This window comes from Paraniabella hibiscisoli (assembly GCF_022512515.1).
Taxonomy (GTDB): Bacteria; Bacteroidota; Bacteroidia; order Chitinophagales; family Chitinophagaceae; genus Niabella; species Niabella hibiscisoli.
In genome coordinates this window covers 1761183-1787993 of sequence record NZ_JAKWBK010000001.1, presented here as the reverse complement: position 1 = coordinate 1787993, position 26811 = coordinate 1761183, and the positions used below count along the sequence as shown (strand labels likewise).

The 26811-nt window shown below is 42.8% G+C and carries 28 protein-coding genes, 2 pseudogenes and 1 riboswitch; of the genes and pseudogenes, 15 read left to right on the top strand and 15 right to left on the bottom strand.

Annotated elements, in window-relative coordinates; translation table 11 throughout:
• The first annotated feature begins 151 nt into the window (after nucleotides 1-151).
• From MKP07_RS43725 to MKP07_RS11285, 9 genes are all read left to right on the top strand, one after another.
• On the top strand, nucleotides 152-1366 hold the full coding sequence (locus tag MKP07_RS43725; RefSeq protein ID WP_240847290.1) for a DEAD/DEAH box helicase family protein: 1215 nt from the start codon (nucleotides 152-154) through the stop codon (nucleotides 1364-1366).
• On the top strand, nucleotides 1363-1497 hold the full coding sequence (locus MKP07_RS43720; RefSeq protein WP_262919267.1) for a hypothetical protein: 135 nt from the start codon (nucleotides 1363-1365) through the stop codon (nucleotides 1495-1497). The genes MKP07_RS43725 and MKP07_RS43720 overlap by 4 nt, the downstream gene beginning before the upstream one ends.
• A gap of 17 nt (nucleotides 1498-1514) precedes the next feature.
• On the top strand, nucleotides 1515-2135 hold the full coding sequence (locus tag MKP07_RS43715; RefSeq protein ID WP_240847289.1) for a helicase-related protein: 621 nt from the start codon (nucleotides 1515-1517) through the stop codon (nucleotides 2133-2135).
• Nucleotides 2117-2182 carry a hypothetical protein gene (locus MKP07_RS43710; protein WP_449589533.1) on the top strand — a complete coding sequence of 22 codons (66 nt, stop codon included), beginning with the start codon at nucleotides 2117-2119 and terminating at the stop codon, nucleotides 2180-2182. Before MKP07_RS43715 ends, MKP07_RS43710 begins: the two co-directional genes overlap by 19 nt.
• 320 nt (nucleotides 2183-2502) lie before the next feature.
• Nucleotides 2503-3024 carry a hypothetical protein gene (locus MKP07_RS11300; RefSeq protein ID WP_240847288.1) on the top strand — a complete coding sequence of 174 codons (522 nt, stop codon included), beginning with the start codon at nucleotides 2503-2505 and terminating at the stop codon, nucleotides 3022-3024.
• A 10-nt stretch (nucleotides 3025-3034) separates the two neighbouring features.
• Nucleotides 3035-3607: a DUF2071 domain-containing protein gene (locus tag MKP07_RS11295; protein WP_317235803.1), complete on the top strand. Its 573-nt coding sequence runs from the start codon at nucleotides 3035-3037 to the stop codon at nucleotides 3605-3607.
• On the top strand, nucleotides 3514-3744 hold the full coding sequence (locus MKP07_RS38375) for a DUF2071 domain-containing protein (protein WP_317235996.1): 231 nt from the start codon (nucleotides 3514-3516) through the stop codon (nucleotides 3742-3744). The genes MKP07_RS11295 and MKP07_RS38375 overlap by 94 nt, the downstream gene beginning before the upstream one ends.
• Before the next feature lie 728 nt (nucleotides 3745-4472).
• Nucleotides 4473-4568, top strand: a riboswitch (TPP riboswitch).
• A 50-nt stretch (nucleotides 4569-4618) separates the two neighbouring features.
• On the top strand, nucleotides 4619-5236 hold the full coding sequence (pnuC, locus tag MKP07_RS11290) for a nicotinamide riboside transporter PnuC (protein WP_240847287.1): 618 nt from the start codon (nucleotides 4619-4621) through the stop codon (nucleotides 5234-5236).
• Nucleotides 5237-5366: 130 nt separating this feature from the next.
• Nucleotides 5367-6299, top strand: a complete 933-nt coding sequence (locus MKP07_RS11285; RefSeq protein WP_240847286.1) for an acyl-CoA dehydrogenase family protein — start codon at nucleotides 5367-5369, stop codon at nucleotides 6297-6299.
• Here the strand turns inward: MKP07_RS11285 and MKP07_RS11280 are convergent.
• The 6 genes and pseudogenes from MKP07_RS11280 to MKP07_RS38365 form a co-directional block, all read right to left on the bottom strand.
• Complete coding sequence (locus tag MKP07_RS11280; protein ID WP_240847285.1) at nucleotides 6296-6946, bottom strand: hypothetical protein; 651 nt, start codon at nucleotides 6944-6946, stop codon at nucleotides 6296-6298. The genes MKP07_RS11285 and MKP07_RS11280 overlap by 4 nt on opposite strands.
• Before the next feature lie 35 nt (nucleotides 6947-6981).
• Nucleotides 6982-8502, bottom strand: coding sequence for an FUSC family membrane protein (locus tag MKP07_RS11275; RefSeq protein WP_240847284.1), 1521 nt, complete (start codon nucleotides 8500-8502; stop codon nucleotides 6982-6984).
• A gap of 38 nt (nucleotides 8503-8540) precedes the next feature.
• The gene (locus MKP07_RS11270) at nucleotides 8541-9077 is read right to left on the bottom strand and encodes a mandelate racemase/muconate lactonizing enzyme family protein (RefSeq protein WP_240847283.1); all 537 of its coding nucleotides are present in this window, start codon (nucleotides 9075-9077) and stop codon (nucleotides 8541-8543) included.
• A gap of 61 nt (nucleotides 9078-9138) precedes the next feature.
• Entirely contained in the window at nucleotides 9139-9624 is a 486-nt protein-coding gene (locus MKP07_RS11265) for an enolase-like domain-containing protein (RefSeq protein WP_240847282.1), read from the bottom strand.
• Nucleotides 9625-9883: 259 nt separating this feature from the next.
• Nucleotides 9884-10705, bottom strand: a complete 822-nt coding sequence (locus tag MKP07_RS38370) for a S46 family peptidase (protein ID WP_262919266.1) — start codon at nucleotides 10703-10705, stop codon at nucleotides 9884-9886.
• A pseudogene (locus tag MKP07_RS38365) lies at nucleotides 10680-11917 on the bottom strand (S46 family peptidase). Before MKP07_RS38365 ends, MKP07_RS38370 begins: the two are co-directional and overlap by 26 nt.
• Nucleotides 11918-12228: 311 nt before the next feature.
• On the opposite strand from MKP07_RS38365, the gene MKP07_RS11255 reads away from it, so the two are divergent.
• The 5 genes and pseudogenes from MKP07_RS11255 (at nucleotide 12229) to MKP07_RS11235 (ending at nucleotide 19034) form a co-directional block, all read left to right on the top strand.
• Entirely contained in the window at nucleotides 12229-13851 is a 1623-nt protein-coding gene (locus MKP07_RS11255) for a glycoside hydrolase family 18 protein (RefSeq protein ID WP_240847281.1), read from the top strand.
• 59 nt (nucleotides 13852-13910) lie between these two features.
• Complete coding sequence (locus tag MKP07_RS11250; protein WP_240847280.1) at nucleotides 13911-14342, top strand: SET domain-containing protein; 432 nt, start codon at nucleotides 13911-13913, stop codon at nucleotides 14340-14342.
• A gap of 60 nt (nucleotides 14343-14402) precedes the next feature.
• Entirely contained in the window at nucleotides 14403-15176 is a 774-nt protein-coding gene (locus MKP07_RS11245; protein WP_240847279.1) for a hypothetical protein, read from the top strand.
• 199 nt (nucleotides 15177-15375) lie between these two features.
• A pseudogene (gene obgE, locus MKP07_RS11240) lies at nucleotides 15376-16248 on the top strand (GTPase ObgE); the annotation flags it as partial.
• A gap of 89 nt (nucleotides 16249-16337) precedes the next feature.
• A complete protein-coding gene (locus MKP07_RS11235; protein ID WP_240847278.1) occupies nucleotides 16338-19034 on the top strand; it encodes an alpha-L-rhamnosidase in 2697 nt (898 codons plus the stop codon).
• Between the two features lie 70 nt (nucleotides 19035-19104).
• Here MKP07_RS11235 and MKP07_RS11230 read toward each other — a convergent pair whose 3' ends face one another.
• Nucleotides 19105-22578 (bottom strand): TIM-barrel domain-containing protein, encoded by a 3474-nt coding sequence (locus MKP07_RS11230; RefSeq protein WP_240847277.1) that lies wholly within the window; start codon nucleotides 22576-22578, stop codon nucleotides 19105-19107.
• 20 nt (nucleotides 22579-22598) lie between these two features.
• Complete coding sequence (locus MKP07_RS11225) at nucleotides 22599-22853, bottom strand: hypothetical protein (RefSeq protein WP_240847276.1); 255 nt, start codon at nucleotides 22851-22853, stop codon at nucleotides 22599-22601.
• 236 nt (nucleotides 22854-23089) lie between these two features.
• Here MKP07_RS11225 and MKP07_RS11220 point away from each other — a divergent pair, with 236 nt between their 5' ends.
• Nucleotides 23090-23584: a hypothetical protein gene (locus tag MKP07_RS11220; RefSeq protein WP_240847275.1), complete on the top strand. Its 495-nt coding sequence runs from the start codon at nucleotides 23090-23092 to the stop codon at nucleotides 23582-23584.
• A gap of 60 nt (nucleotides 23585-23644) precedes the next feature.
• On the opposite strand, the gene MKP07_RS11215 is transcribed toward MKP07_RS11220, so the two are convergent.
• The 7 genes from MKP07_RS11215 to MKP07_RS11185 form a co-directional block, all read right to left on the bottom strand.
• Nucleotides 23645-23815, bottom strand: a complete 171-nt coding sequence (locus tag MKP07_RS11215; protein ID WP_240847274.1) for a hypothetical protein — start codon at nucleotides 23813-23815, stop codon at nucleotides 23645-23647.
• 23 nt (nucleotides 23816-23838) lie between these two features.
• Nucleotides 23839-24150: a nuclear transport factor 2 family protein gene (locus MKP07_RS11210; RefSeq protein WP_240847273.1), complete on the bottom strand. Its 312-nt coding sequence runs from the start codon at nucleotides 24148-24150 to the stop codon at nucleotides 23839-23841.
• Complete coding sequence (locus tag MKP07_RS11205; protein ID WP_240847272.1) at nucleotides 24150-24446, bottom strand: hypothetical protein; 297 nt, start codon at nucleotides 24444-24446, stop codon at nucleotides 24150-24152. Before MKP07_RS11205 ends, MKP07_RS11210 begins: the two co-directional genes overlap by 1 nt.
• Before the next feature lie 131 nt (nucleotides 24447-24577).
• Nucleotides 24578-24748 (bottom strand): hypothetical protein, encoded by a 171-nt coding sequence (locus tag MKP07_RS11200; RefSeq protein ID WP_240847271.1) that lies wholly within the window; start codon nucleotides 24746-24748, stop codon nucleotides 24578-24580.
• Nucleotides 24741-25178, bottom strand: coding sequence for a hypothetical protein (locus tag MKP07_RS11195; RefSeq protein ID WP_240847270.1), 438 nt, complete (start codon nucleotides 25176-25178; stop codon nucleotides 24741-24743). Before MKP07_RS11195 ends, MKP07_RS11200 begins: the two co-directional genes overlap by 8 nt.
• Nucleotides 25172-26329: a PspC domain-containing protein gene (locus MKP07_RS11190; RefSeq protein WP_240847269.1), complete on the bottom strand. Its 1158-nt coding sequence runs from the start codon at nucleotides 26327-26329 to the stop codon at nucleotides 25172-25174. The genes MKP07_RS11195 and MKP07_RS11190 overlap by 7 nt, the downstream gene beginning before the upstream one ends.
• Before the next feature lie 26 nt (nucleotides 26330-26355).
• A complete protein-coding gene (locus tag MKP07_RS11185; RefSeq protein WP_240847268.1) occupies nucleotides 26356-26688 on the bottom strand; it encodes a PadR family transcriptional regulator in 333 nt (110 codons plus the stop codon).
• Nucleotides 26689-26811 lie beyond the last annotated feature (123 nt).

Sequence of the window (26811 nt, the reverse complement as noted above, 5' to 3'; positions counted from 1 at the left end):
TCCCAACCTTATTTTCCTTAATTACCTTATATATTTTATTACACTTTTTTGGTAGAAGGATAACTCCCTTAAAATTTTTCATCCATTGCTTGTGTAATTAATGGACAAAAAATTTGATGTACGTTTGTTACCTAAACACAACTTTTATTTAGTGCCATTTAAATTACATACCCCGTTTCAACCCGCCGGTGATCAGCCCACCGCTATCGCGCAATTGACTGAAGGCGTTTTTGATGGAGAAAAATACCAGACCCTGCTAGGTGTAACGGGTAGTGGTAAAACATATACCATGGCCAATGTGATACAAAACACGCAGCGGCCCACACTGATCATCACCCATAATAAAACCCTGGTAGCTCAGCTCTATGGTGAATTCCGCCAGTTCTTTCCCGAAAATGCGGTGGAGTATTTTGTGTCGTACTATGACTATTATCAGCCCGAAGCTTATTTACCGGTAAGTGATACTTATATCGAAAAAGACCTGGCGATCAACGAAGAACTGGATAAATTAAGACTGCGTACGATTACCAGTTTGCTGAGCGGGAGGAGAGATATCATCGTGGTGGCTTCTGTGAGCTGTATCTATGGCGCAGGTAACCCTGCTGACTATGAAAACAGTATTATCCGAATTGAACGTGGACAAACCATTTCGCGGCAGGCGTTTTTACATGGTCTGGTCAATTCATTATATACCCGTACGACTATTGAGTTTACCAGGGGTACTTTTAGAGTAAAAGGCGATACCGTAGATATCAATCTTCCTTATGTCGATCATGGTTACCGGGTAACTTTTTTCGGAGATGAAATTGAAGAGATTGAGACCATTGAAGTAACAACGAATAAACGAATTTCGACCATAGGTAATGCTGCAATTTTCCCCGCCAACCTTTATGTAGCTCCCAAAGATATGATACAGCAGGTGATCTACGAGATACAGGATGAAATGACGGCACAGGTAGAATATTTTTCCAGCACAGGCAAGCTGATAGAGGCCCAGCGTATTAAGGAACGGGTAGAGTATGATATTGAAATGATCAAAGAACTGGGCTATTGTAACGGTATTGAAAACTATTCCCGCTTCTTTGACCGGAGAAGTCCTGGCACGCGCCCCTTCTGCCTGCTCGATTATTTCCCGAAGGATTACCTGATGATCGTGGATGAAAGTCACCAGACCATGCCACAGATCAGTGGTATGTATGGCGGCGACCGGAGCCGGAAACTGATTTTGGTTGATTATGGATTCCGCATACCATCGGCCCTGGATAACCGCCCGCTGAATTTCCACGAATTTGAAAGCCTGCAAAACCAGGTTATTTATGTATCGGCAACCCCGATACTTACGAGCTGGAGAAAACAGGCGGTGTGATTGCTGAGCAGGTAGTACGGCCTACAGGCCTCCTGGATCCTCCGATCGAGGTGAGGCCCAGTATTAACCAGATTGATGACCTCCTGGATGAGATTGATAAAACGGTGAAAAAGGCGACCGGGTACTGGTAACTACACTAACCAAGCGCATGGCTGAAGAAATGGATAAATACCTGCATCGTATTCATATCAAGTCCAAGTATATCCACAGCGAAGTAGATACTTTAGAGCGTGTGGAAATATTGCGGCAGCTACGCCTGGGCGAAATTGATGTATTGGTAGGTGTAAATCTTTTAAGAGAAGGACTGGATTTACCGGAGGTGAGCCTGGTTGCCATTCTGGATGCGGATAAGGAAGGTTTTTACGTAATGAAGTCTTTAACGCAGACCGCGGGACGTGCGGCAAGAAATGTAGATGGCAAAGTGATTTTCTATGCTGATACCATGACGGGCAGTATGCAGCGCACCATTGATGAAACCAATCGTCGCCGGGAGAAACAGATCGCTTATAATATTGAACACAATATTACACCACGTACAGTAGTTAAGTCGAAGGAAGATGTATTTAAACAAACCAGCGTTTTAGATATCAAAGGGTTTGACGAAAAAGAACCATTGGCTATCGGTTTTGATGAAGACCTGGTAACAGTGGCTGCAGAAGATGAAGTAGTGTATAAGACCATCCCCCAGATGGAAAAAGCAATCTCCAAAACGAAAAAGACATGGAGAAAGCGGCGCGTGATCTCGATTTTATGGAAGCGGCGAAATTAAGAGACGAAATGTTCAGGTTACAAAAAGAGTTGGAGGGGATGAAGTAATACTGAAATGCCTGCCCGAATGCGAAGCAGGCGGGTTCAGGTTACAAAAAGAGTTGGAGGGAATAAAATAGTAAATGACGAAGTACAGTGTAATTGACCAGACATGAAAAAGACTTAAAAAAGTATTAATCCCCTTCCTTCTCACTTCATTTTTATTAGGTTTTTTATTCCTATACAGAGAAAATATCGATTTTACACAAAAGATAAATGACAACAAACTAACCAACTATTTTTCCATAGTAGGCTCTTTAGCTACTGTCCTCGCCATTTATTATGCTTATAAGCAAATATTCGTAAGCAATGAACCCATATTGTACCCTATGCCCTTAAATCTTAGAATAGAAGAAATAGATGAAAAGGTTGACGGGTTTCAAAGACCGGACGGAGAGCCATTTGCAAAATACAAAGTCGGTTTAATTATCGATGACAAAGTTAAATACCATCCATTCCCCGCTGGAACGATTAAAAATATTGGAAACGGCATTGCTAAACATGTTACCGTGCAATGGAACTACAATAAGGACAAAGTGGCAAATTATATAGGTAGTAGATACATTTACTTTAAGGACGATATGGTAGGCCCATATCCTACACATAGTTATGTAAAGCCAGAAGAAGTAGCCAATATAAATCTTCCAATTCTTATGTGGGGAGTCTATGCAAAACTATTTGCTACAAAAGATTTACAATTTCTTCTAGGTGAAGGAGATCCCGAGTTAAAATTATTTATAGAATACCTGGATCGCTTTAATAACATTCATAGAAAGAAGTTCACTGCTACTATAAGTCCATTACCAATGGATAATATTGTTAGGGTAACATTCAATGAAACTAAGAAATAAGATTTGACCTATGACCACCTTCCTATCAGCCGAATGGCGTAAACTGGCAATGGCCAACTACGCTATAGATCCGGCTATTTTGCAACCTTTTATTCCTTATAAAACTGAGCTGGATACCTGGAACGGCGTCTGCTATGTAAGCCTGGTGGGATTTATGTTTCAACAAACTAAATTACTGGGAATTAAAATACCGGGCCACGTAAGTTTTGAGGAAGTGAACCTGCGTTTTTATGTGAGATATAAAGATGGAAGTGAGTGGAAACGTGGTGTAGTGTTTATTAAAGAGATTGTCCCTAAAACGATGATTGCCTGGGTGGCCAATAATGTATATGGCGAAAATTATGAGGCTTTGCCCATGCGCCACGAATGGCAGATCGGGAAAGAACAGCAAACAATCACTTATGGCTGGAAAAAACAGCAATGGCACGAGATGGTCATTAACGCAAGTGCGGTTCCCAAGATATTGCTGCAGGAAGCGAAGCAGAATTTATTACTGAGCATTACTGGGGATATACTCAGAGAGGACGATCAAAAACCGGCGAGTACGAAGTACAACATCCACGCTGGCAAACCTACCAGGTAACAGACTACAGCATCAACGTTGACTTTGAATTATCATATGGTCCTGTATTTTCGTTTCTGAATAATATGCAGCCAAGGTCCGTTCTGTTGGCTGAAGGTTCAGCAATAAAAGTATTGAAAGGGAGTACTATCCATTAGATATAGAGATAAGCTGCCGGATATATCAATAAGACTTACAATTACTTTACAATTCTTTTATACTTTGGTCCACCCAAACCATGGCTCAGACTCAGCGTATCATTGCTTAATAAAATATAATACATGGTGGGTTCACCAGTCCCCCAATCATTGCAGATCTTTTATTGAGCATTCGCCTTGGGCTTGAGGTGTAATAGGTGGTATCCAATACCCTAAACCTTCCGGAATCAATCATTCTTGATCGCTCGCTTGCTATATAAGAATTGTCATTTCGAAAAATAATCAAGCTTTCTTTAGACGGATCCGCCTCAAAAAGTAGGGGGAATGATCTACCGCACTACCTATATATCGCCATGAGCCGAGCAGTAAAGAATCTAATTTTCCGGGAACAGTGACACCATCAGTATTCGCAATTTCTTTTTCTCCTCTTCTTTTTCTTCCGTTTTAGCAATGGGTTTTCTTCTTGCTTCGAACAGGAAAGAATGCTAAGACAACTCACCAGAATTAAGGCAGCTATGTTTTTCATAAGATACATATTTTAAAAAGTAAAATTACATAAAAATCAAATTTTTTATATAACAGACGCATTATTATGTGCCTTGCAGCAGGTTTTACTTAGTAATGCTACAAGCTTTGCTTTACAATTACTTTACTTGCGAAATCGCGTGTCCGTATGCTATGTCTGGAAATACGCTCGTGTTATTGCTCCGCAAAAAATCATTATCTTCGCCTTACTCATGGGGTGCCTTAATATTACGGGCTGAGATTATACCCAATAACCTGATCCGGGTAATGCCGGCGTAGGGAATAGATTTTACCTTTTCTATTACACTTCCGTGGGTTGATTAATATGTATCGTTATGAACCTAAGTGAGTGGTTTCACCTTTTTTGGAACAGTTAAAAGCCGTGCCTGCGCTTGAATGGCTGGGTGTAAGTTTTGGTGTATCGGAGGTACTGCTGGCTCGTGCCAATAAAATATGGCTCTACCCCTGCGGTATCGTCTCTGTTATTATATCAACTTATATCTTTTTTCATTCAGGATTATATGCCGAAAGTGCGCTGAATATGTATTACCTGGTGATGAGTATTTATGGCTGGTGGTGGTGGCAAAAACGAAAGGATCATGCAGCGCCTCCCGTTACCCGTGCAACAAAAACTGAATGGTTGAAAACAATCGGCATCGTTGTAAGTGCTTTTGTTATCCTGTATACCGTATTGACGCAATTTACAGATTCGACCGTACCCGTATATGACTCCTGGGTAAGCGCTACCGCCTGGGCCGGTATGTGGCTGCTGGCAAAGAGAAAAATCGAAAACTGGATCCTGTTGAACATCAGTAATGCATTTGCAGTGCCGCTATTATTTTACAAAGGATTGCCACTTTACGCCCTCTTAACCCTGTTCCTTTTCATCATTGCCGTATTGGGTTATATCGACTGGAACAAAACCATTAAAAAGAATGAACAAAAAACAGCCTTTAGCTTTGAGTAAGGATCAGCTTGAATTACTTAGAAGATTATGTAAACAAGCCGAACAGAAGAGCACATTACCGAACGCTCTTCTAAAGATCGTCTACCAAGAAAAATGGTTCAAGCTTTTTCTGCCCAAAGCATATGAAGGATTGGGATTAAGCTTACCTGAAGCTCTAGGTTACGAGGAAGACCTGGCTTACATAGATGGAAGCCTTGGCTGGACCGTCACCCTATGTGCAGGTGCGAATCTTTTTGCAGGCTATATTCATAGCCGGAAAGCCGCATCCATTTTTTCATCTCCTAAAGTATGCTTTGGCGGCAGTGGCGCGGTGAGCGGAGTAGCCCAAAAGACAAAAGACGGATACCTTGTGAACGGCTTCTGGCGCTATGCTACCGGTGCTCCGCATCTTACTCATTTTACAGCGAACTGCACCATTGAAGAAAACGGCAGCCCTGTTTTAAAGGATGACGGAAGCCCGGAAATCCGCTCATTCTTTTTCAATAAAAGAGATGTCACCATTCATGAAGATTGGGATACGATGGGGCTGATTGCGACCGCGGGTCATAGCTTTAGCGTAAAAGACCTTAAAGTACCATTTGACCAGAGCTTTCTTATAGATGCAGCTCATGCAAGTCTGAGTGACCCTATCTACCAATACCCTTTTATGCCATTGGCTGAATCTACTATCGCCGTTAATACCCTGGGAATGACCCGTCATTTTACAGAACTGGCACAGGATATTGTTGCCAACAGGCAATCAAAAATTGGTGCTACCGCTTATGAATCAGCGATTGAAAGGATCGGTGCCGAGCAACAAAAAATAAACCAGTTGTCAGCACAGCTATACCAATTAGTGCAGACATCCTGGGAAGAGCTTCTTTCCAAGGGACAGCCTTCTAAGAAGAGCATTAAAAAGATCGCAGATACAAGTCGCCTGTTAGTGAACACCTGCAGAACGGCGGTTACAACTCTTTACCCCTATTGCGGGTTGGCAGCCACCAGTTCCGCGTCAGAGATCAATAGAATATTCAGGGACATTTTTACAGCCAGTCAGCATGGGTTGCTTGCGTTCCAACGTTAAAAGCTTTTGGCCAGTTTCTTGATATCGCCGGCAATACGGCTGATAAACAGGAATTGGTCTACGACAGGTTTAAATTCTACCAGTACTTTCCTGGTTTCTGTTTCAACAAGGCCCTGTTGTAGTTCCAGTCTTCTTTTAGACACCAGTTCATCTAGTTCCTCCTTCAGCTCTATAGGAGCATGATGCTGAGCTTCGGCCACTTCTTTATGCTCTATCAGCAATAAGGCTTCATTGAGCTCGGCCGTTATATCATCCTTGATCGCATGGAAATCCTCATCACCGTACTTGTTGGTAAACCCTCTTACAAAACCTGCCAGCGAAACAATATGAGAGTTTAAGGTATAGATCAGTACCACCATCTGGTGGATCTTCTTCAGGTCACCCTGTTTGCTTTTTGGCTCGTTCATCATACGGGTAAAACCACCAGATAAATTGGCCTGTTCAATAAACGCTTCCTTTCTACTTAGCTTATACTCCAGGTCGTTCAATGCCCCGGTGGCGAAAGTAGTAGCCACTGTTTCAAAATACTTTTTAGACGTTTTCAACGCATTCGTTATATAAGTATTTAACTGGGTTTTTTCCCAGGAAGGAACCAATACATAAGCTGCAATAAAAGCGATGATCGAACCCACTGTCGTATCAATCAACCTGCTTTTAAATATCTCATAAAAGTTATGACTGTTCAGCAGGTAAAAAAGATCATGATAAACGCTGTCATGAAAATAACACTCACCAGGTATTTGGTGCGCATAAAACTATAAGTGATAATCATCAAAAAGATCATCGCTGCAAACTTGCCATTTTGCGTGGGGATCAGGTATAATAGGGCCAGTCCGCCCAGCGCACCTACAAAAGTACCTATCAGCCTTTGGTAATTCCTTTGCCTTGTAACACTGTAAGTAGGCTTTAATATTACAATGATCGTGAGCAACACCCAGTAACTATATTGTAACTCCAGCAAATTAGCTACGCCATAACCCAATATGCAGGCTAACGTTACACGAACGGCGTGTCTGAAGCTATTGGACTTTAACGAAAAGTTTTCTTTCAATATTTCAATATCCAGATCCGTTTTAGTTACAAAATGCTCGTAGTTGCCGGAGAGTTTATACTCCTTTATCTTTTTTCGGTCATAGCGGGTATAGTGGTGTAAGGTATAAATACGCAGCGTGATTTCTTCCACCGACTGTAACAGCTTTCGCATATTCACCAAAGCGTCAAATGTTTCCGGAGTGCGGTATTTATTGGCAAATGCTTCATACTCGTTTTGCAATAGTCTCAGCTCATTATTAAGCTTGCGGGTAGCCCGAGGCGGGCGCCCACTTTGAACGGCCAGGCCAATCTGGTGCAGCTCGTCTACGATTACATAGATCATCCGCTGAAAAGCGCTTAAAATACCACTGTCATCAAAACGCTTGTGCATGGCATCATAGTTATAAAAAGTAGCGGATGACTTTTCAAAAAGGTCAATGGACTCGGTAAAGATAATCAGCAATGTGCGCCCTGTTACAGTAGATTCTTTAACAATATTACGGCTCTTAAAAAGCATTTCACGCAACAGGGTTTGTTTGTCCTGTATCTGTTGCTGCTCTTCCATCAGCATTTTATAGATCTTGTCGTAATCAGCATTCTTATCGTAAAAAAGCGCCCGGGTACCAAAATAGTCGCCAATGGCAATGATATTATCGCCCAATGCCTGCTGGATGATCTTGTAAGGTCTAACCCCGAATAAAGCCAGGCTAAGCATGGTATACCAAAGGCCTCCGGCTACCAGGAAAAGCCCGTGAACAAGCACTTCTGCTCCTTCAGCTCGCATATCCAGCGTCAATATCATGATCAGTATGCCCGCAAAACCAATAGCGTTAACGCGTGCGCCGTAAGCGCCAATAAAACTCAGCGAAAAACAAAATACAGTAAGTCCTATGCCCAATAGCAGCGGGTGGTGATTGATATAGCCCGTTATGACTGAAGAAAGAAAAATAAGCGCCACGGTGGCCAGCATGCCATTACGTCTTTGGTGGATAGGGCCGGGAATATCAGAAGCGCTGACAGCCATGGCTCCCAAAGACAGGATCAGCCCTATTTCAAGTTTGCCAAAATAGCTGAATACGATGGCCGGCAACGTAATCCCTATCGTGATTCGTATGGCTTCATTAAAATAGTAACTACTTACAAATTGTTTATATTCCTTTATATAATCCACAACACAAAATTACCGGGTAGTTTAGAAAGGCTGATTCATCATCTGTTGTTTTTTAAACGGGCACCAATACCAGGTTCTTCGGGCACTTCGATCACTCCATTTTCCTTATAAATAATGCCTCCTTCAACGGGGTCCTCACTAAACATCAGGGCGGTGTCAAAATCAAAGTAGATGATCTGATCGCTTGATAAAGCCAGGTGTGCAAAAGCGGTCATGCCGATCCTTGATTCGAGAAAAGCGCCGATCTGGATCTTTATATTACGAGCTTCAGCCAGCTTTATCATTTTTAAGGCTTTAAAAATGCCACCGCTTTTACCGAGCTTAATATTGATCAGATCGCAGGCTTCCAGGTCGATCAATCTTTGCACATCGTTGTGATCGCCGCAGGTTTCATCGCTCATAATGCGAACCGGGCTCTGCCTGCGTATTTCGGGTAATTGCATGAAAGCCCACCGCGGTAAGGGTTCTTCACAGTGCTGTAGCTTAAATGGCTCCAATGCCTTTAATGTAGCAATAGCCTCTTCAAAACCCCAGCCCTGGTTGGCATCTACTCTTAAAGGAATTTCATACCCCACAGCTTCCCGTATAGCCCTGATCCGTTCTACATCATTTGCGCCCCCTTCCCGATCTTTACCTTTATAACCGGGAATCCGCTTTCTTTATTTTTAACGCATCTGCCGCCATTTTTGTTGGCTCTCCAACACTTACTGTATAATCCGTTTCAATTGTTTTATTTTTCGATCCACCCAGGTATTGATAGAGTGGTTGGCCGGCCAGCTGGGCTGCAATATCGTACAGGGCCATATCAAAAGCACTTTTGATGCTATTGTTTCCGTATATCACACTATCCAGCTCATTAATGCGCGCTTCGATCTGCAGGGCATCTTTCCCCAACCATATTTTTTCAAAATATTTCGCAACTACCAGGGCAGTATCAGCACTCTCCCCGTTAATACTCATAAACGGGCTACACTCTCCCCAGCCGGTAATACCCGCTTCGGTATGCACCACTACCACCACATTGTCGGCGCTGTAAATAGGTCCCAGTGAAATGATAAAAGGTTCTTTTAAAGGAACAGATAGTTTGTGCAGTTCTATTTTCGTGATCAGTGCTTTATCCATAGGCTAAACTTACAGGAAATTTTTTATTCGGAACAACAGACTCACTAAAACGCAGATATCACCAGCTTTTTTACAGCAGAGAAACAAGCACGCAAAGATTACGTGGAGGTATCCTTAATTCAAATGAAGTACTGATCCGTCTCTGCGTAAACTCTGTTTCTCTTTCCTCAACGGTTAACCTGCGCTCAAAACACAGATGCTATAAAATAAAAAGACAGGCCGAAGCCTGTCCTTTCTCCAAAGGGTACGAAAAATTAAACTATTTAACAAGTTTCAATTCTTTAATAATATTAGAAGCGCCTCCCAATTTATCGATACACCATAATACATAGCGGATATCAACATTAATGGTGCGGTTCAGGTCTTTATCAAAAGCCAGCTTATGGCTCAAAGCTTCATAGTTACCATCAAAAGCCAAACCAATCAGTTCTCCGTTGGCATTGATCACCGGTGAGCCGGAATTACCACCCGTGATGTCGTTGGAAGAAATAAAACCGATCACCAGGTCTTTTCTAACCGGGTCAGCATATTGACCAAAGTCTTTCTTCTTAATCAACTCAATCTGCTTTGCAGGAAGGTCAAATTCATAATCACCCGCCACGTATTTCTCCAGCAATCCTTTTGAAGTTGTTACATAATCATAAGAAACGGCATCCTTAGGCTGGTAAGGTTTTACCTGGCCATAGCTTACACGCATCGTAAAAGTCGCATCAGGATACATCATTTTAGCTTTAGCAGCATCCATCTCTAATACTCCTTTCAGGTATATCCTTCCGTAGTCATTATTTTTTACAGTGAATTGCTGGTAAGCCGGGTCAAATTTTGCGCGGTAATTGTCAATAAATGCGGCAGCATGTTTAACTGCGGGATCATTACTAATTTGCTCTGCGTTCGCTCCGTTTACTAATGCTGTCCATTTTGCATCATCGAATGCTGCTGTGTTTTTAAATACATCTGCTGCATATTTTTTGTAGGTAGCCATGTCATCCAAAGGACCATACTTCTGCTGCAAAGCTTCAAAAAAGCCCTTGGGTTGCTGGTCTTTTTCTACATTCTCAAAAACATTTGGTAGAGGCGGCAAGTATGTTCTCGTCAGATGGCCGGTCTTCTGCCTCCAGGAACGCGGCTCTTCGTGTATTAAGCTGTTTTTTCGCTTCTTCAGTACCGGCATTTTTCGCAGTGACGGCCATTCTTACACTGGCAGCAAAAGCCGCCAACGGCGAACCTAGAATACCCTCGTTTAAATACACTCTTTCTTCCGCGTAAGGCTTCCAGTCTTCATAAGCCTTGCCCCAGTCTGCAAAAAGAGTCTGGTATTCTGTTTTGCCCTTTGCCCAGGTATTAAACTTCTCTTCTGCTGCTTTTTTCTGGCCGTAAATATCATATTTAAGCAACTGCTTAGTCTCACCGTCAAAAAACTTCCAGTAATTGGCAATACCTGCGTAGCTGGATGCCAGCTTCAATTTGGTAGCCGGATCTTTTTCATTTCTTCAAACATATACTTCAAACGCATGTCGCGCAGCTTCACCAATGTAGGATTGTTTACATCTGTAGCCAGCTTAATTCCATAAGAAGACTCATAACGGTTGGTGCCACCAGGGTAACCCCAGATCATCGCAAAGTCATTTTCTTTTACGCCTTTCAAAGAAACCGGTAAAAACCATTTGGGTTTTAAAGGCACATTGGCTGCATCATAGGTTGCGGGCTTGTTATCTTTATTTGCGTATACACGAAAAATAGAATAATCTCCTGTGTGACGGGGCCACTCCCAGTTATCGGTATCACCACCGAACTTACCTACACTCTCCGGAGGCGTACCAACCAGGCGAATGTCTTTATATATTTCATATACAAAAGCCAGGTATTGATTGCCCTTAAACATGGGACTAACACGGCAATCGATACTTTTATCAGCATCACTGAATCGTTTATTGATGGCTGCAATCACTTCCATTTGTTTGTTAGCACGTTCAGCACCCGATAATTTCCCCAGTGCATCAGTCACTTCCTTGGTTACGTCTTCTATGCGTACTAAAAACTGAACCGTCAACGCTGTTTTAATTTCTTCAGCTTTGTTTTTGGCATAAAAACCATCCCTCAGATAGTTATGATCAACAGTACTTGCTCCGGCAATAGCGCCATAGCCACAATGGTGGTTGGTAAAGATCAATCCTTCCGCACTTACTATTTCTCCCGTGCAGCCTCCGCCAAAAATGATGATCGCATCTTTCAGAGAGCTTTTATTAACACTATATAATTGCTCCTTTGTCAGCTTCAGACCTTTTTTCACCATATCCGCATAAACCTGCTGCCCTAATAAATGAGGCAGCCACATACCTTCATCTGCAAAGGATTTAAAAACCGTTGCCACCAGCAACAGCATCACCACAAGAGATCTTTTAATCATGATCATATAATTTGAATTGAAAACACATGTACTTTTTGAAAAGCGCACCAAACTTACAAAGAAAACAAAATGATTGCCTCTTGCCTAACCGCTCATCAAATAAGCCCTTTTGAATACAATACCGCAATTATGGCCATTTGCCTCATTTATTTCAGCTAAAATGACTTATTTTTATAGAGCTACCAACCCTTTACCGTATGAATAAGAAAATTTTTAATTTTTTGTCGATGGCCTCAATAATAAGCCTGGCGTTTTATTCGTGTAGTAAGAAAGATGTGATTGATGATAAACCGTTGCCGTGTACCACCAATATTGCGCCCGCTAACACCAGTAGTGTGAGCACTACCAGTGTAACTCTTAGCTGGACCGCCGTTACCGGCATAGCATCTTACGATCTATATATAGGCTCTTCGCCAACCAGCTTAAGCCTGGCAGTACCTGGCATTTCAGGAAATTCCTACAATTATACCCTGCCATCAACCGCTAACGCCACTTATTATTGGTATGTAGTTCCGAAAGGAAATAATAAAGCAGCCACCGGATGTTCTTCGTCCGTTACTTCTTTTACCTACGGCACACCGCCAGGCACCACCACCAATATAAGTCCTGCCAATGGAACAACCCAGTTGACCAATAACATAACATTGCAATGGAAACATGTGAATGGCGCTACGGCCTACGACCTATTTTTGGGGACCAGCGCCAATACAGCCACTGTCATCGCCAGCAATCTTAGTGACAGCTTTTATGTGCATAGTCTTCCCGCCGGAACCTTGTCCAACACCTACTATTGGTATGTGCAGCCCAAAAACAGTATGGGCAATGCGCAAAACCCTGTTACAACCGCCACATCATTTAAATACCAGCTAATAACACCTCCTGCCCCAATGGGCTTTATGGTGATCCAGTATTTCCCCAGCTACCGTAGCGTATCAGAGTATCCTGACCGGATGTTTAAAATGTGTAACGTGGTTAACTATGCTTTTGCAGCTATTAATGCATCATCAACCGTTGACATACCGTCTTCTACAACTTTTACCGCCTTATATGCCAAGGCAAAGGCCAATGGAGCAAAGGTTTTTTTGTCTGTGAATGGAACTTCTGCTAATTTTTTCTTGTTGAGAGACGCCACCCGCCGCAATACTCTTGTAAAAGACCTGATGAATAAAGTGCGCAGCCAAAGCCTGGATGGTATTGATATGGATTACGAGTACCCGAGAACTACAGATGGAACTGATACTGTATTTGCATTGCTGATGAAGGAGCTTTCAGACTCGCTGCATACTGACGGGAAGTACTACCTGTCTGCTGCAATCACCCCGGGAAGATATGCCGGAGCGGTAAGAGATGGGCTTAAAAATGAGGTATTTGCTTATACTGACTTCTTCAATGTAATGGTGTACGATGATTTCAGTACCAGCGCTCCCTATAAACATCACAGCAATATGGCCCTCGTTGATTATTGTACCAATTACTGGATCAACACCCGGGGCATGCCCAAAGAAAAATTTGTTCTGGGTATCCCGGCTTATGGTCGCAACTCAGGCGCGGCACAGATATCCACATCTTTTAAAACCATATTAGCTACTGCTACCCAGTCAGGGCCATCCCCTGTTCATCTGTCCGATTCGGCCATCATTACGCCCGCAACGGGACCGGCGTATACGACCTACTATACAGGACACGAAAGCACTAAACAAAAAGCCTTATCCGCTAAAACTAACGGCGGCGGGTTTATGTTCTGGGAAATGGGCCATGATGCCAATGATGACAATGCTTTATTGAAAGTGGCCTGTGACGCCATTGGAAAAACTTATTAATAGGGAATGCTTTTGTGCAGAACATTGTAATATATTCGCAAGCAAAATACTTCCACTGCATGAGCTTACCCCCAAAGCATTTAAAAGTTAAAACCTCAACGATCCCCCAATCCGGCAAAGGACTATTTACCGCCGTTGATGTTGCGAAAGGTACCGTAATCACGGAATATATCGGCCGCCGGGCTACCTGGGCCGAAGTGGAAGATGATGCGGATAACCCATACATTTATTTTATTGACGAGCAAAATATTATTGATGCGTCGAAAGACCTGAAATCGTTAGGACGTTATGCCAACGATGCTGCCGGACTTACGCGGGTTACTGGTTTGAAAAACAATGCAGAATATTACGAAGAAGATAACCGGGTTTATATTAAAGCTAAAACTCCCATACCTGCGGGGAGCGAGATATTTGTTTCTTACGGCAGGGATTACTGGAAACAGGTAAGAGAAAATATTAAACTGGATACGGCAGCGAAAAAGAAAGGCTGATAAAGCCTGAATAGCCAGGCCAGCGAGCGGCCCATCCAATTGCCGGTAAAGAAAATCCCCATGCACTGGAGAATCCTGCTTCTTTTAACTTTTTTGACAGTTGTTGGCAATCGTGCTTCTTCGCAGGTGAACCGTATTGCGGAGAAGGAACTCTCTTGTGCCCGTCTGCACGCGAAAATAGTCGACCTCCATTATTCTGATCCGGATAGTGCAGCCATCTATTCTGACAGGTTTGAAAAAGAGTTCCAACGCCTGATCACCTCTAAGCCGGCGACTTTCGACTATAAATTTTCCAAACTTGTTGATAGTAACTTTTGCTTTATCAGGATGTCGCCCGATAAAAATCTGAAAATTTATAGTTGGGACACCTGGCTAGGAGGCACCATGCACGAGTTTCGTACCATCTATCAATGGCGACATAATGGTGTCATTTACTCAGAAAATCGCCCGGTTAACGGCGATATTGGCAGCTATTGCTCGGGGATATATAATGTCACCACCGGCGGCAAATCTTATTACCTGGTCATCACCAATGCCATTTTTTCAAATAAAGATCACAGCCAAACCATTACTGCTTATACCATTAATGGCAATAAGCTGGAAGACAAAGCCCCCATTTTTCATACCAACGGCAATGCCCTGAGTGCTATCAGTATCAATTTCGATTTTTCCAGTGTTGCCGATCGTCCCGAAAGACCATTGCAATTAATTGTTTACAACGAATCCAGCCGCACGCTTTATATTCCTTTTGTAGGTAAAAGCGACCAGCTAACTCCGCGCAAATTCATCTATCAGCTTACGGAAAAAGGATTTGAATACACCGGAATGCGGTAGTCATTTCAGGCTTTTTCCTCCACTTTAAAGGTTCGGCGTATCTTTGCCCCCTATTAATTATTTAGAACGTGGAGAAAAGCAACTTTGTAGACCAGATACGTGTATACTGCCGCAGTGGGCATGGTGGAGCTGGTATTAAGCATTTTTAAGAGATAAATTCACTGCCAAAGGTGGACCTGACGGTGGCGATGGCGGTCGTGGTGCTCATATTATTTTACGGGGAAACCGTAACCTATGGACCTTATTGCATTTGCGTTATCATAAAAACGTGTTGGCGGAAGATGGTGAAAGTGGCGGTCATAATAAATGTACTGGTCGCAGCGGTAAAGATATTATTCTTGAAGTTCCGCTGGGCACTATTACAATAGATGAAGAAACCGGTGAAAAAGAAGCCGAAATACTGGAAGACGGGCAGCAGGTGATATGGTTGCCTGGCGGAAAGGGTGGATTGGGTAACCACAACTTTGCAACACCTACCAACCAGGCTCCGGAACATGCACAGCCAGGGTTACCGGGAATAGAAGGCTGGAAGGTTCTGGAATTAAAAGTACTGGCAGATGTAGGTCTGGTAGGATTTCCCAATGCAGGTAAATCCACCTTGCTGTCAGTGATTACTGCTGCCAAACCCAAGATCGCTGATTATGCATTTACTACCATTACTCCCAATCTCGGCATTGTTGAATACCGCGACGGACGTAGCTTCTGTATCGCTGATTTACCGGGTATTATAGAGGGAGCCGCAGATGGAAAAGGACTTGGACATCGCTTCCTTCGTCATATAGAACGCAACCCTGTATTATTGTTCCTGATACCCGCAGATAGCAATGACCATCGAAAAGAGTTTGAAATTTTGCTGAGCGAGCTAGAGCAGTATAATGAAGAACTGCTGCATAAAGAAATGCTGATCGCCATCAGTAAAAGCGATATGCTGGATGATGAACTGAAGCGGGCAATCAGCGCCGAAATGCCTGACAACATACCACACTTCTTTATTTCCTCTGTTGCACAGAAGGGATTGGTAGAACTGAAGGACGCCTTGTGGAAGGCGCTGAATACCAAAGAAGAAGCGTAAATCATTTTTAATTCAGCAGAACAGCAGGTTATAGCATTATTGCTTTATTTTTATACGATTCCTTTTAAATCGTATAAACAATATTGCTGATGAAAAAAACTGCCGTGCTTGCCACTGCCCTGATCAGTCTTGGCACCCTTTGCTTTGGACAGGTTTCTGTAAACCAACTCCTGGTTGAGAATGAAATAAATCCTTCAGGGATAACTACCTCGCAACCCCGGTTTACCTGGCAAATACAAAGCAAACAAAGAAATACGCTACAAAACGCTTACGAGATCAAAGTAAGTAATGGTAAGCATATCGTGTGGAACTCGGGAAAGGTGAATTCCGACTCCTCCGTTCATGTAGCTTATAAAGGAAGCCCCTTACTGGCCAATGAAAAATATAATTGGCAGGTAAAAATATGGGACCAGAATAGCAAAGCTTCCACCTGGAGTACTCCTGCAGCTTTCCAGATGGGATTGCTGACCGTTTCCGACTGGAAAGCACAATGGATTGAATCCGGAATAACTGAGGCACCTACTAGACCATCGCAGCTTTTCAGGAAAAGCTTCTCCAGCGCCAAAAAAATTAAATCGGCGACCGCCTATATTACTTCGCACGGTATGTATGAGGCCTACCTGAATGGCCAACGGATCGGCGATGCCTGGTTAACACCTGGCTGGACCTCCTACAATAAAAGACTGCAATACCAGTGTTATGACGTAACCCCTCTTGTACAACAAGGGGCCAACACCATAGGCGCCATGTTGGGCAACGGCTGGTACCGGAGTGTTTTGGGATGGAACAATAATGGCAATATTTATGGCAAAACATTGGGCCTCCTATTGCAGATCAATATTGAATATGCAGATGGCAGTAAAGAGATTATAGCTACCGACGGAAGCTGGAAATCTGAAACAGGCGCTGTTACTTATTCCGAGATCTACAATGGCGAAACCATTGACGCCCGTAAGGAAAAACTAAATTGGAATACCAATAATTATGACGATAAAAGCTGGGCATCGGTACAGGTAAAAGATTACCCGCTTACCCACATCATTACCACGGTAAATGAACCGGTAAAAAAGCAGGAGTCATTTAAAGCACTGAAGATAATCATAACACCAGCCGGTGAAAAAGTAATCGACTTCGGGCAAAACCTTGTTGGTTGGGTAGAAATGAAAGTAAATGGGAATGCGGGAGACTCTGTCCTACTATCACACGCAGAAGTGCTGGACAAAAAAGGGAATTTTTATACGGAAAACCTGCGCGCTGCTAAAGCTCAAAACAAGTATATATTAAAAGGTGGTGGCGAAGAAACCTTTCATCCCTATTTTACCTGGCAGGGATTCAGGTATGTAAAAGTTGAAGGTTACCCAGGCGAGCTGAAACCAGAGCACTTTACCGCCTATGCCTTGTATTCTGATATGGAACCCACTGGTGTTTTTAACAGCTCCGATTCACTGATCAACCAACTACAGCACAATATTCAATGGGGACAGAAAGGAAATTTCCTGGATGTACCTACCGATTGTCCGCAACGTGATGAGCGCCTTGGCTGGACTGGTGATGCGCAGGCTTTTGCAAGAACAGCCTCCTTCAACATGAACGTGAATAATTTCTTTGCCAAATGGATGCGCGACGTAGAAGCGGACCAGGTAGATGGACTGGTGCCACATGTAATCCCCAACGTTTTAAATAAGGATGGCAATAGCGCAGGCTGGGCCGATGCCGCCACCATTGTTCCCTGGGATATGTATATCGCTTATGGCGATAAACGCATCCTGGCCACTCAATATAATAGCATGAAAGCCTTTGTTGAAAGTGTACGGCGTACTACCAAAGACGATCTATGGAATACCACCTGGCATTTTGGCGACTGGCTTTTTTACCGGCCTTTTGATGACAACGATGGCAGCAGCGCCGTTACAGATAAGCACCTGATCGCCCAATGCTTTTATGCACATTCTACACAATTGATGATTAACACCGCCAGGGTGTTGGGTCATAATGACGATGTGGCTGCTTATACTGATTTGTTAAAAAGGATCAAGGCCGCATTCAATAAGGAATATGTTACAGCCACCGGCAGGTTAGTATCAGGCACGCAAACAGCCTATGTACTGGCACTTCAGTTTGACATGCTACCCGAAGGCAGCCGTAAGCAAGCAGCTGAGCGACTGGTAGAAAATATCAAAAGATACCGTAACCATCTTACAACAGGTTTTTTGGGCACACCTTATCTATGTCATGTACTGACCCGGTTTGGCTATAACGACCTGGCTTATACACTACTCATGCAGGATACTTATCCCTCCTGGCTTTACCCGGTGAAGATGGGGGCCACGACCATTTGGGAAAGATGGGATGGTACTAAACCGGATGGCTCCTTCCAGACCCCTACGATGAACTCTTTCAATCACTATGCTTATGGTGCCATCGGAGACTGGATGTACAGGAAAATGGTGGGGCTTGATACTTATGAAGACGGTGTGGGCTATAAGCATATACAGGTAAAACCACATATCGGTGGCAAATTCACACATGCCAGCGCTTCGCTAAAAACGTATTATGGCACCCTAAGTAATGCCTGGAAAAAAGATAGCACTCAAATAAGTATGGAGGTAGAAATACCGGCTAATACCAGGGCGACTATTTATATTCCCTCTACGGACGCCGAAAAGGTAACAGAAAGCGGGTTGGCTATATCTTCATCAAAAACTATAAAAGTTGCCGGACAGGAAGATGGTTATATAATAGTAGAAACCGGCTCTGGCAAGTATTCTTTTACAGTAAAGCAATAAGTGTTATCTATTCAATAAAAAGGCGATATGCATTAAAAACGCATATCGCCTTTGTCATTAAGACAGTAAATTAAAAATCCTCTGTATCCAGGTCTTTTCCTACCAAAATACCATCCATTGCTTTGAGATCAAATTTCAGATCCTGCCTGGCTTTTAATTTTATAATAAACAATTCATTGGTGCCATTAAGCAGCTCCTTCTTGCCCACATTTACAAAAGTAGGATACAACACTTTGCTGCCGTTGGTATGTAACCTGTCGTAAGTGAGATTTTCCATGGCTTGCATGTTAACAGATTGAACCCCTACATACTCATATTTACCGGCATCATAAAGCAATGCAAAACTCAAAGCATTTACACTGCTAAGGCTTTGCCCCTTCACCTGTATCTCTATCTGCTCCCCTTTCTTATAAGTAGATTTATTAGCGATCAATATTAATTTACCATTGAGCTTCGCAACAGAGTCCCGGGCTGTACCGCCATCCAACTGTGTGGTAACATTAGAGATATCGAATGCATCAATTAAATCATTTTTATTAATATCGCCACTGCTGATATATCCTTCAAAGTCGCCATCACCTTTACGCAAACCCGTATAGTTGGTATAAGAAGTAAGATCGTTGTGATCGATCTTTCCATCGTTATTAATATCACCCGGAATATAACTAGCACTACCCGGCACTTTGAATACATAGATTTCTCGGCCGGAACCAAAATTGCCCACCCCTTCAGTAACCTGTAGTTTAATATATCTCGCCGTTGGCTTTGCTCCGAAAACAAATTCTTTTACTTCGTTGCTTCGTTTCCATTCAATAGGTCCCGCTTCTGTCCATGCTTTTTTATCCATACTATAATAGATCTTCCCTTTAAGGATCACTCCGTTAAAGCCACTGCTACGCGGTAGGTACTGCAGCTTATCCAGCTGGTTCACACTTTTCAGATCCATAACCAGGTCGAAGGGTATCGCGTTCTCTCCATACTTAGTATGCCAGTTATTGTCTTCATCAAAATCAAACAACTTACTAATACCCTCACCTCCCTGCGATGAAGCTGTGCTGTGCCCAACAATACCTTTAATAGCAAATTGTAAAGGATTCATTTTGGTTTTACCTGTTACAGCCACCCAATCGGAGTAACCATCTTTATTTACCGATCTCACCTCAAGGCTATAGTTGGACTCGGGTTGCAGTTCGTCTAACAGGAAAGAAGTATCCGTGATATGAGAATATAGCATATCGTTAAACCTGATCTCATAAAAATCTGCATTAGCAGCTTTGGTCCAGTGAGGTTGCAAACTGAAGGCCTTAGCATTGGTATCAGCGATAGCCACGCCGGTAAGCTTATTTACAGGGCCGGTTGTTTTTTTGAAGCTGTTTTCTATATTAAACACATAGCCACTTAAGGATAGCTCTATTTTATTTTTGGCAATATCTGTCGTTCCCAGCTTTACCCACACTTGTGGATTCCTGGCGATCTTTTGTTTTTCAAAATCACTACCCCGGCTGGCAAAACGATTAAAATCAGGCGCTGCCTCGTAATAATATACATTCGATTCTGTATCAAACGCGGTGCGGGTGAGCACTTGTTTTATCTTAACTTTTTTGTTACCGATCCTGGCTGTTACTTTTTTAGCAGGCTGGGATACATTAAACTTTAGCACTGTTTCTTTATCCTTCATCCATCCATCAAAATTTCCTTGTGCGGGGTTGATAACAACAGAGGCAACATCCTTTGTAGTGCTCATGCTGATATCGGTAGTAACGCCTTTACCCGCCCGATAGGCTTCTGTTACTCCATCGTCATCATATTCTGTAAATTTCGACTGGCCTGCCGGATACAATTCGTACATTCTCATTTTTGTGTTGATCTCATGCACATTATTATTGGCATTAGCCATGGGTATAATAGCGCCTGGCTTTACAAATACAGGCAGTTTCCATAAAGGCGCATTAAAGTAGTTAATAATGCGATCGCCCTCATATTTTTCACCGGTAAAATAATCGATCCAATGGCCTTTAGGCAGATAGATGCCATGCCTGATATCATTGCCCAACTTGTCTGCACGGGTATCTTTATATACAGGCGCCACGAGGAAATAAGGACCATACATAAACTGGTATTTGGTAGCAGCACCGAGCGTATAAGCATTAGATTCTTCTAAAAACATTGCTTTGATCATTGGCAACCCATTCACTGCTTCTTTTGCTATTGAATAGGTGTATGGCATTAACGCTGACTTAAGCTTTAAGTAGTTCCGGTTGATGGATGTAGCAGGTTCGCCGAGCGCTTCGGGATATTTGGGATTTGAACCCCAGCCGTCCATATTCAGCTGCATGGGTGTAAAAGTTTTCCATTGAAAATCGCGCACATTTACCGGAACATTCTTACCACCAAAAATGCCATCCATATCTGAACTGATATTAGGATTACCAGCCAACCCCGAACCAATATAAGTGGGTATATGAAAACGGATATACTCCCATTGTCCGCCGGTTTGATCTCCCGTCCAGATACCTGCGTATCGTTGTGTGCCAGCCCAGCCATCGAGTGATATAATAAAGGGTCTGGCATTATTGCCGTATTGTGAAGTAATCTTTGCTACATCTGCCACACCATTTAAGCCAAAAGAATAGCCGGCTCCTACCCAGGCAACATCTGTTTTCAAAACCCGTACACCGGCATCCTTTACTTCTTTTACGATATCCCGTTGCAATAACGCACTAACATCTGATTTCGGATGCAGATCGCTTTGTGTCCACAAACCTATTTCTACTCCATTCTTACGGGCATAGTCTCCAAATTTTTTAAGATTCAACACATTGCTGTCTAATGTACCAGCTTGGCCATAACCCGCACCGTATCCATCGTTGGGCAGTATCCAGCCTAAAGGCATATCCTGTTGCTTGTATCGATCGATAACAGCCCTGGCCGAAAATGGATAATTATTTTTTAATTCACCATTTAGCGATTCTTTAATGCCTCCATTATCTTTCTGGCTTTCTTTATACTTCTTTCCGTCTTCAAACACAATACCTGTGGTATCTTCCTTCCAGTAGTCGCGATTATAGGCATTCAGGTGCCCCTGGTAAAATGCAAATTTGGGTAGCAGCACCGGGTTGCCCGTCAGTTGATAAAAATCATTCAGCAATGCAGCTGCTCCATCATTCACCATGAAAAACAAATCGAGATAGCTGGTTTCATGATACAGCGTAACTACGCCTTTTTCCTTTAAACCAAAATCATACTTACCCTTTTTAAAAGTATAACCCATTACGCCGTACCCGTTAGTACTCCAGTAAAAAGGATTGGGCGACGCCACTCCTCCGTCTGTCCAGCTGTTCTGATTTTCTATAGCAATAGCCCTACCCTTATGAGAAAAGCGCCCATTCTGCACGCCACCGCCGTAGAAATATTCATTGGCTCCTTCCTTTAGCTTTAGGGTAGCTTTTGCATCATCAAAGCTGACGGGCGCAACGGATTGCAGAACTGTTTGCCCTTCTTTATTAACTACTGAAAACTGTGAAGAGGCTTTATCGAACCTCACAGTAATAACCCCCGTTGATATTATGAAAGCCCCTCCTGCTCCGTCAGCGACAATTTTTCAACAGGTTTACGGGGCTGATCTACCAGGATCTGTGCCTCCGGTTTAGCCTCTGGTGCACGCAGCTGTTTAGCAGAACTGTCGACAAACAACCTGAAAATATGATCCCCATAAAAATCGACAAGGATATGCCGGTCATTCTTAAGCCTTAATTCTACAGTGGTGCTATTGACCGTTTTAGCAGTGGCAATACCCGGCACATTATTGGTTTGCCCCAAAACATGTATACTAAAACCAAGAGACAGGATACTTAAAAAAGATAATTTATAAAAAACTTTTCGAAACATAATATGACGAATCGGGATGATTGAAAATGCAAATAGCAAAAGTAGTTAATGCCCCAGGCGATTCATCAATCTGCACAATCGTATGCGCAAATGCAGATTAGCAATATCCTAACAATTGATAACGCCAATAGTCGCTATTTTAGTGATTCAACTAAACACTATTCAATATGAAGACAAAACAGCTGCTAACAGCAACCATTGCAAGCCTATGCCTTTATACTGCGCAGGCTCAAACCGACAACAGCGCAGTCAATGCCGCATTTCAAAGGGAATTTGCCAAGGTGAATGTGGAAGATTCACGTAAAAGCATCTTCACCAACAATACCGCTGCTACTTTTAATTATAATGAAGAGAAATACCGCAAGTTTAAAAAAATGCGTACAGGCGGCATTATATTAACCAGTGTGGGAGCCGGGCTTATCATTGGTGGAACCGCATTGATCATTGATGGTAATGACCAAAACAACGGGTACAATTTCAGCGGAGATTATTATGATGGTGATCTTACCGATGGAGACGGGAAAATAGTGGCTGGCGCCCTGGGGATCGCATTCGGCGCGCTCTCTGTTGGAGGAGGTATCACCATGTGGGTGATAGGCAACAATAAAATGAAAAATATGGTGGAGGACAAATGTCCCTGCAGTCCACCAAAAATGGTTTAGGATTGGCTTACAAATTCTAATGAAAAAGAGCCCATGGTTTAAACCATGGGCTCTTTTTCATTAATGATGATCATAACTTAAAACGCGTTTTAACTTCCAGTGTCCGTTGTCTATCAACCAAAAATGCGTGAATGCCGCGGTCCCCGTAGGCTTCCAGGTATTGGACTCTTTTATGTAGAAAAGATGAACACCCTCCTGTATAGCTCCATATAATACGCCGTTATTGTACATCGGGAATACTCTAAGGCTGCTATCTACCAATTCGCGTTTCGGCTTAAAGCTTCCACTACATATATTTTTTGAACAGTTGCGATAAATGCAGCTTTGCCATAAGAAGGGCCACCTTTGTCGTGATAAAATTCCAGGTCATCGCTGATCAATGTATCGTATGGGGCCAGGTTACATTGGTTAAACCCTATTTCAAAAATGAGGCTGTCTCTATGCTTTAGCGCCTTGTATAGATCTGAAGACCTGCTCTCCTGTCCATGAGCGACACTTACTACTCCCAGGAACATTCCCAATAACAGGAGTGACTGAACCAGCTTATTACATTTTGAAAAACTCATTATTCAGCCAATTTCTTTTTTAATGCATCAATCTCTTTTTGCTTCTGTTCCAATTCTCTGGCCATCTCCTCTTTGCTTTTGCTTTGCGACGGGCTTTGGTTGTAGTGGTATACTTCAGCAGTATCAGCACCAGGAGGTGGTGGAGGCACAGGCGCTGCGGGCGGAATAACATTAGATGAATCTGTTGTTGTAGAATCACTCTTTCCATCCCAACGGTAATTATCATCGCCGGTTTTAGCGCCGCTTTTAACAACATCCGTATCATCATCACTCTTCAAACTGCCATCGCTTTGCATCGTATAATCTGTATTAGACCGATATCTTCTTAAACCATTGGTAACATAACGTGAGCTTCTTACCCTTCTTCTGCCATTATTAAACTCAATGTTTACATTGCTCAGCTTGGAAAAAACCGAACCTTCAATATTTATTTTTTGCCTACGGGTATCTGAACCAGCACCAAGACATTTTGCGCACGGTACTTGCTGTTTTTATCTATTGCAAACCCGGCAGGCAAATCCAATATGCTATCTGCAGAGCTTACCGAGTATTTAATTTTCTTAGCCCTTGCCAAAGCATCTTCATCTGATTTACCCATCGCTTGTTTTACAATAGTAACATGATACAGGCAGGCTGTCTTCACTTTTTTGAAAATCAAGATTAACAGTCGATAATTTTAAGGTATCGGCAGTGATATTAAAACCATCCAACTCATTACCGTTATCATTCATCCAGCCAAAATTGCCTTCATACATTAACTCGGGCTGGCTTACTTTAAATATCATTTTACCCTGGGAAGGTTGTTGTACTACGGCAGCTTCCTCTACCGATTCATATCTCTTAAAATCGGTTGACATGCTGGCGAGAAAAAACATCAGGCACACCCAGCCAATTGCCCACAAACCGCCAAATGTCCAGTTTAAGTAGTTACCCGGTGTACGTACAGTGATCACTTTTCTTATTAACCAAACCACCAGGCCTACTATCGGTGCACCTATAAAAAGGATCAGCGTACCCCAGCCTAGCATTTGTTGTGTTTCACTGGTCCATAAAAATTATTTACCGGGGCCCATGCAAACCCGCTAAAGAGGAATGTAAGAAATACGGCCAGCAGGGAAACAGCGATAATACCACCAATAATTATGAAAATAGCTTTAAATATCATTGCAATTACATAACCTATACCCCGTCCGCCTTTTTGTGCTACATAGGTAAATTCCCTGCCTAATTGCTTGCCCCTGCTCTGGCTAAATGTTTCTGCCCGTTTGCTAAATTTTTCTGCAGAGTCCTGCACCTCTTTACCCCAGTTCTTCATACGTTCCCCCAAATCGCCCATCGTGTTCTGTACATTTTGTTTGATGGTATTCACATCTATATCTTGTCCGCGCATTTCCATTTTCTGGTAAGGAGTCAACGCCTCCGGTAAAACAATCCACAAAACAATATAGATGAAAATAAAAGTACCGGTAAGACCACTGAACACGAGGTTAGGGAAAAAGTCAAAGTCATTGTTCCATCCAAATACATTCACCCCTTTTAAAATGCTGATGATTAACGGCAGGGCTAATATGCCCCGAATGGTATTAGGATTGATATTAAAATAAGCGCTCATACCACCCGCTACCCCGCCAAACCATTTGTTATCCGGGTCGCGGAACATTCTTTTTCCCTTGTACGCATCGATGCTGCGGGCCGGTAAGAAGATCCACAATGCTATATATATAAGGATCCCTGCTCCAAAACCTCCGAAAGAAACAATGGCAAATAACACTCTTACCACTGTAGGGTCGATATTTAACCAATTGGCGATCCCACTACAAACACCGCCTAATATTTTGTTATTAGAATCGCGGTAAAGCCTCCGCTTTTCATTCACCGTAAAATTAGGTGTATACCCCTGGCCTGCTCCTTGTGCAGCCGCATCAAAATCTTCAGGACGCCCCATTGCAGTGATCATTTCCTCAACATCAGCTTCTGTAATATGACCTGCTCCTTTGCGTATTTTATCATTCATCAGCTCTCCAAAACGGGCTTCAATATCTGCCACAATTTCATCCCTTCCCTCTTCGTTTTTAAAATACTCGCGAAGGCTGGCGGTATAAGCCTGCACTTTTGCATAAGCAGCATCTTCAATTGCAATGCTTCTGCCGCCTAATGTTATGTTGATTATCTGTTTCATGTTATATCGTTTGTTGGTAGTAGTAGTTATACGGATGTATGAGTTAAAGTATTTACGGCTCCCGAAAGTTCGTCCCATGTTTGTTGAAGCTCCCGGTAAAAATCATGTCCCTTTTCAGTTAGGGAAAAATATTTGCGGGGCGGCCCGCCTGAGCTCTCTTCCCAGCGGTAAGTCACCATCTCCGAATTTTTCAGCCGGGTTAACAGGGGGTATAAAGTTCCTTCTAAAATATGCAACCCTGCTCCCTTCATCTCCTCCGCAATATCACTCGGATAAGCCTCTCCGCGTTTAATGATCGAAAGAATACAGAATTCTAGTATTCCTTTTCGCATCTGGCTTTGTGTATTCTCAATATTCATTGCTTAACTAATGTGATACAAAGATATTGGCCATCAGTAGTAGTAGGCAATACAAAGTACTGTGCGTGGCATAAAAAAGTCGGTGAATAACGGATCGGGCCGGTAAATGGTAAAGGAATATTG

Bases quoted from the DNA above. Each gene is read 5' to 3' on its own strand.
- MKP07_RS43715 (WP_240847289.1), top strand. From the start codon at position 1,515: ATGGCTGAAGAAATGGATAAATACCTGCATCGTATTCATATCAAGTCC.
- MKP07_RS11300 (WP_240847288.1), top strand. From the start codon at position 2,503: ATGCCCTTAAATCTTAGAATAGAAGAAATAGATGAAAAGGTTGACGGG.
- MKP07_RS11295 (WP_317235803.1), top strand. From the start codon at position 3,035: ATGACCACCTTCCTATCAGCCGAATGGCGTAAACTGGCAATGGCCAAC.
- MKP07_RS11265 (WP_240847282.1), bottom strand. From the start codon at position 9,624: ATGGATAAAGCACTGATCACGAAAATAGAACTGCACAAACTATCTGTT.
- MKP07_RS11255 (WP_240847281.1), top strand. From the start codon at position 12,229: ATGAATAAGAAAATTTTTAATTTTTTGTCGATGGCCTCAATAATAAGC.
- MKP07_RS11250 (WP_240847280.1), top strand. From the start codon at position 13,911: ATGAGCTTACCCCCAAAGCATTTAAAAGTTAAAACCTCAACGATCCCC.
- MKP07_RS11245 (WP_240847279.1), top strand. From the start codon at position 14,403: ATGCACTGGAGAATCCTGCTTCTTTTAACTTTTTTGACAGTTGTTGGC.
- MKP07_RS11235 (WP_240847278.1), top strand. From the start codon at position 16,338: ATGAAAAAAACTGCCGTGCTTGCCACTGCCCTGATCAGTCTTGGCACC.
- MKP07_RS11220 (WP_240847275.1), top strand. From the start codon at position 23,090: ATGAAGACAAAACAGCTGCTAACAGCAACCATTGCAAGCCTATGCCTT.
- MKP07_RS11215 (WP_240847274.1), bottom strand. From the start codon at position 23,815: ATGTACAATAACGGCGTATTATATGGAGCTATACAGGAGGGTGTTCAT.
- MKP07_RS11210 (WP_240847273.1), bottom strand. From the start codon at position 24,150: ATGAGTTTTTCAAAATGTAATAAGCTGGTTCAGTCACTCCTGTTATTG.
- MKP07_RS11205 (WP_240847272.1), bottom strand. From the start codon at position 24,446: ATGCAAAGCGATGGCAGTTTGAAGAGTGATGATGATACGGATGTTGTT.
- MKP07_RS11200 (WP_240847271.1), bottom strand. From the start codon at position 24,748: ATGGGTAAATCAGATGAAGATGCTTTGGCAAGGGCTAAGAAAATTAAA.
- MKP07_RS11195 (WP_240847270.1), bottom strand. From the start codon at position 25,178: ATGCTAGGCTGGGGTACGCTGATCCTTTTTATAGGTGCACCGATAGTA.
- MKP07_RS11190 (WP_240847269.1), bottom strand. From the start codon at position 26,329: ATGAAACAGATAATCAACATAACATTAGGCGGCAGAAGCATTGCAATT.
- MKP07_RS11185 (WP_240847268.1), bottom strand. From the start codon at position 26,688: ATGAATATTGAGAATACACAAAGCCAGATGCGAAAAGGAATACTAGAA.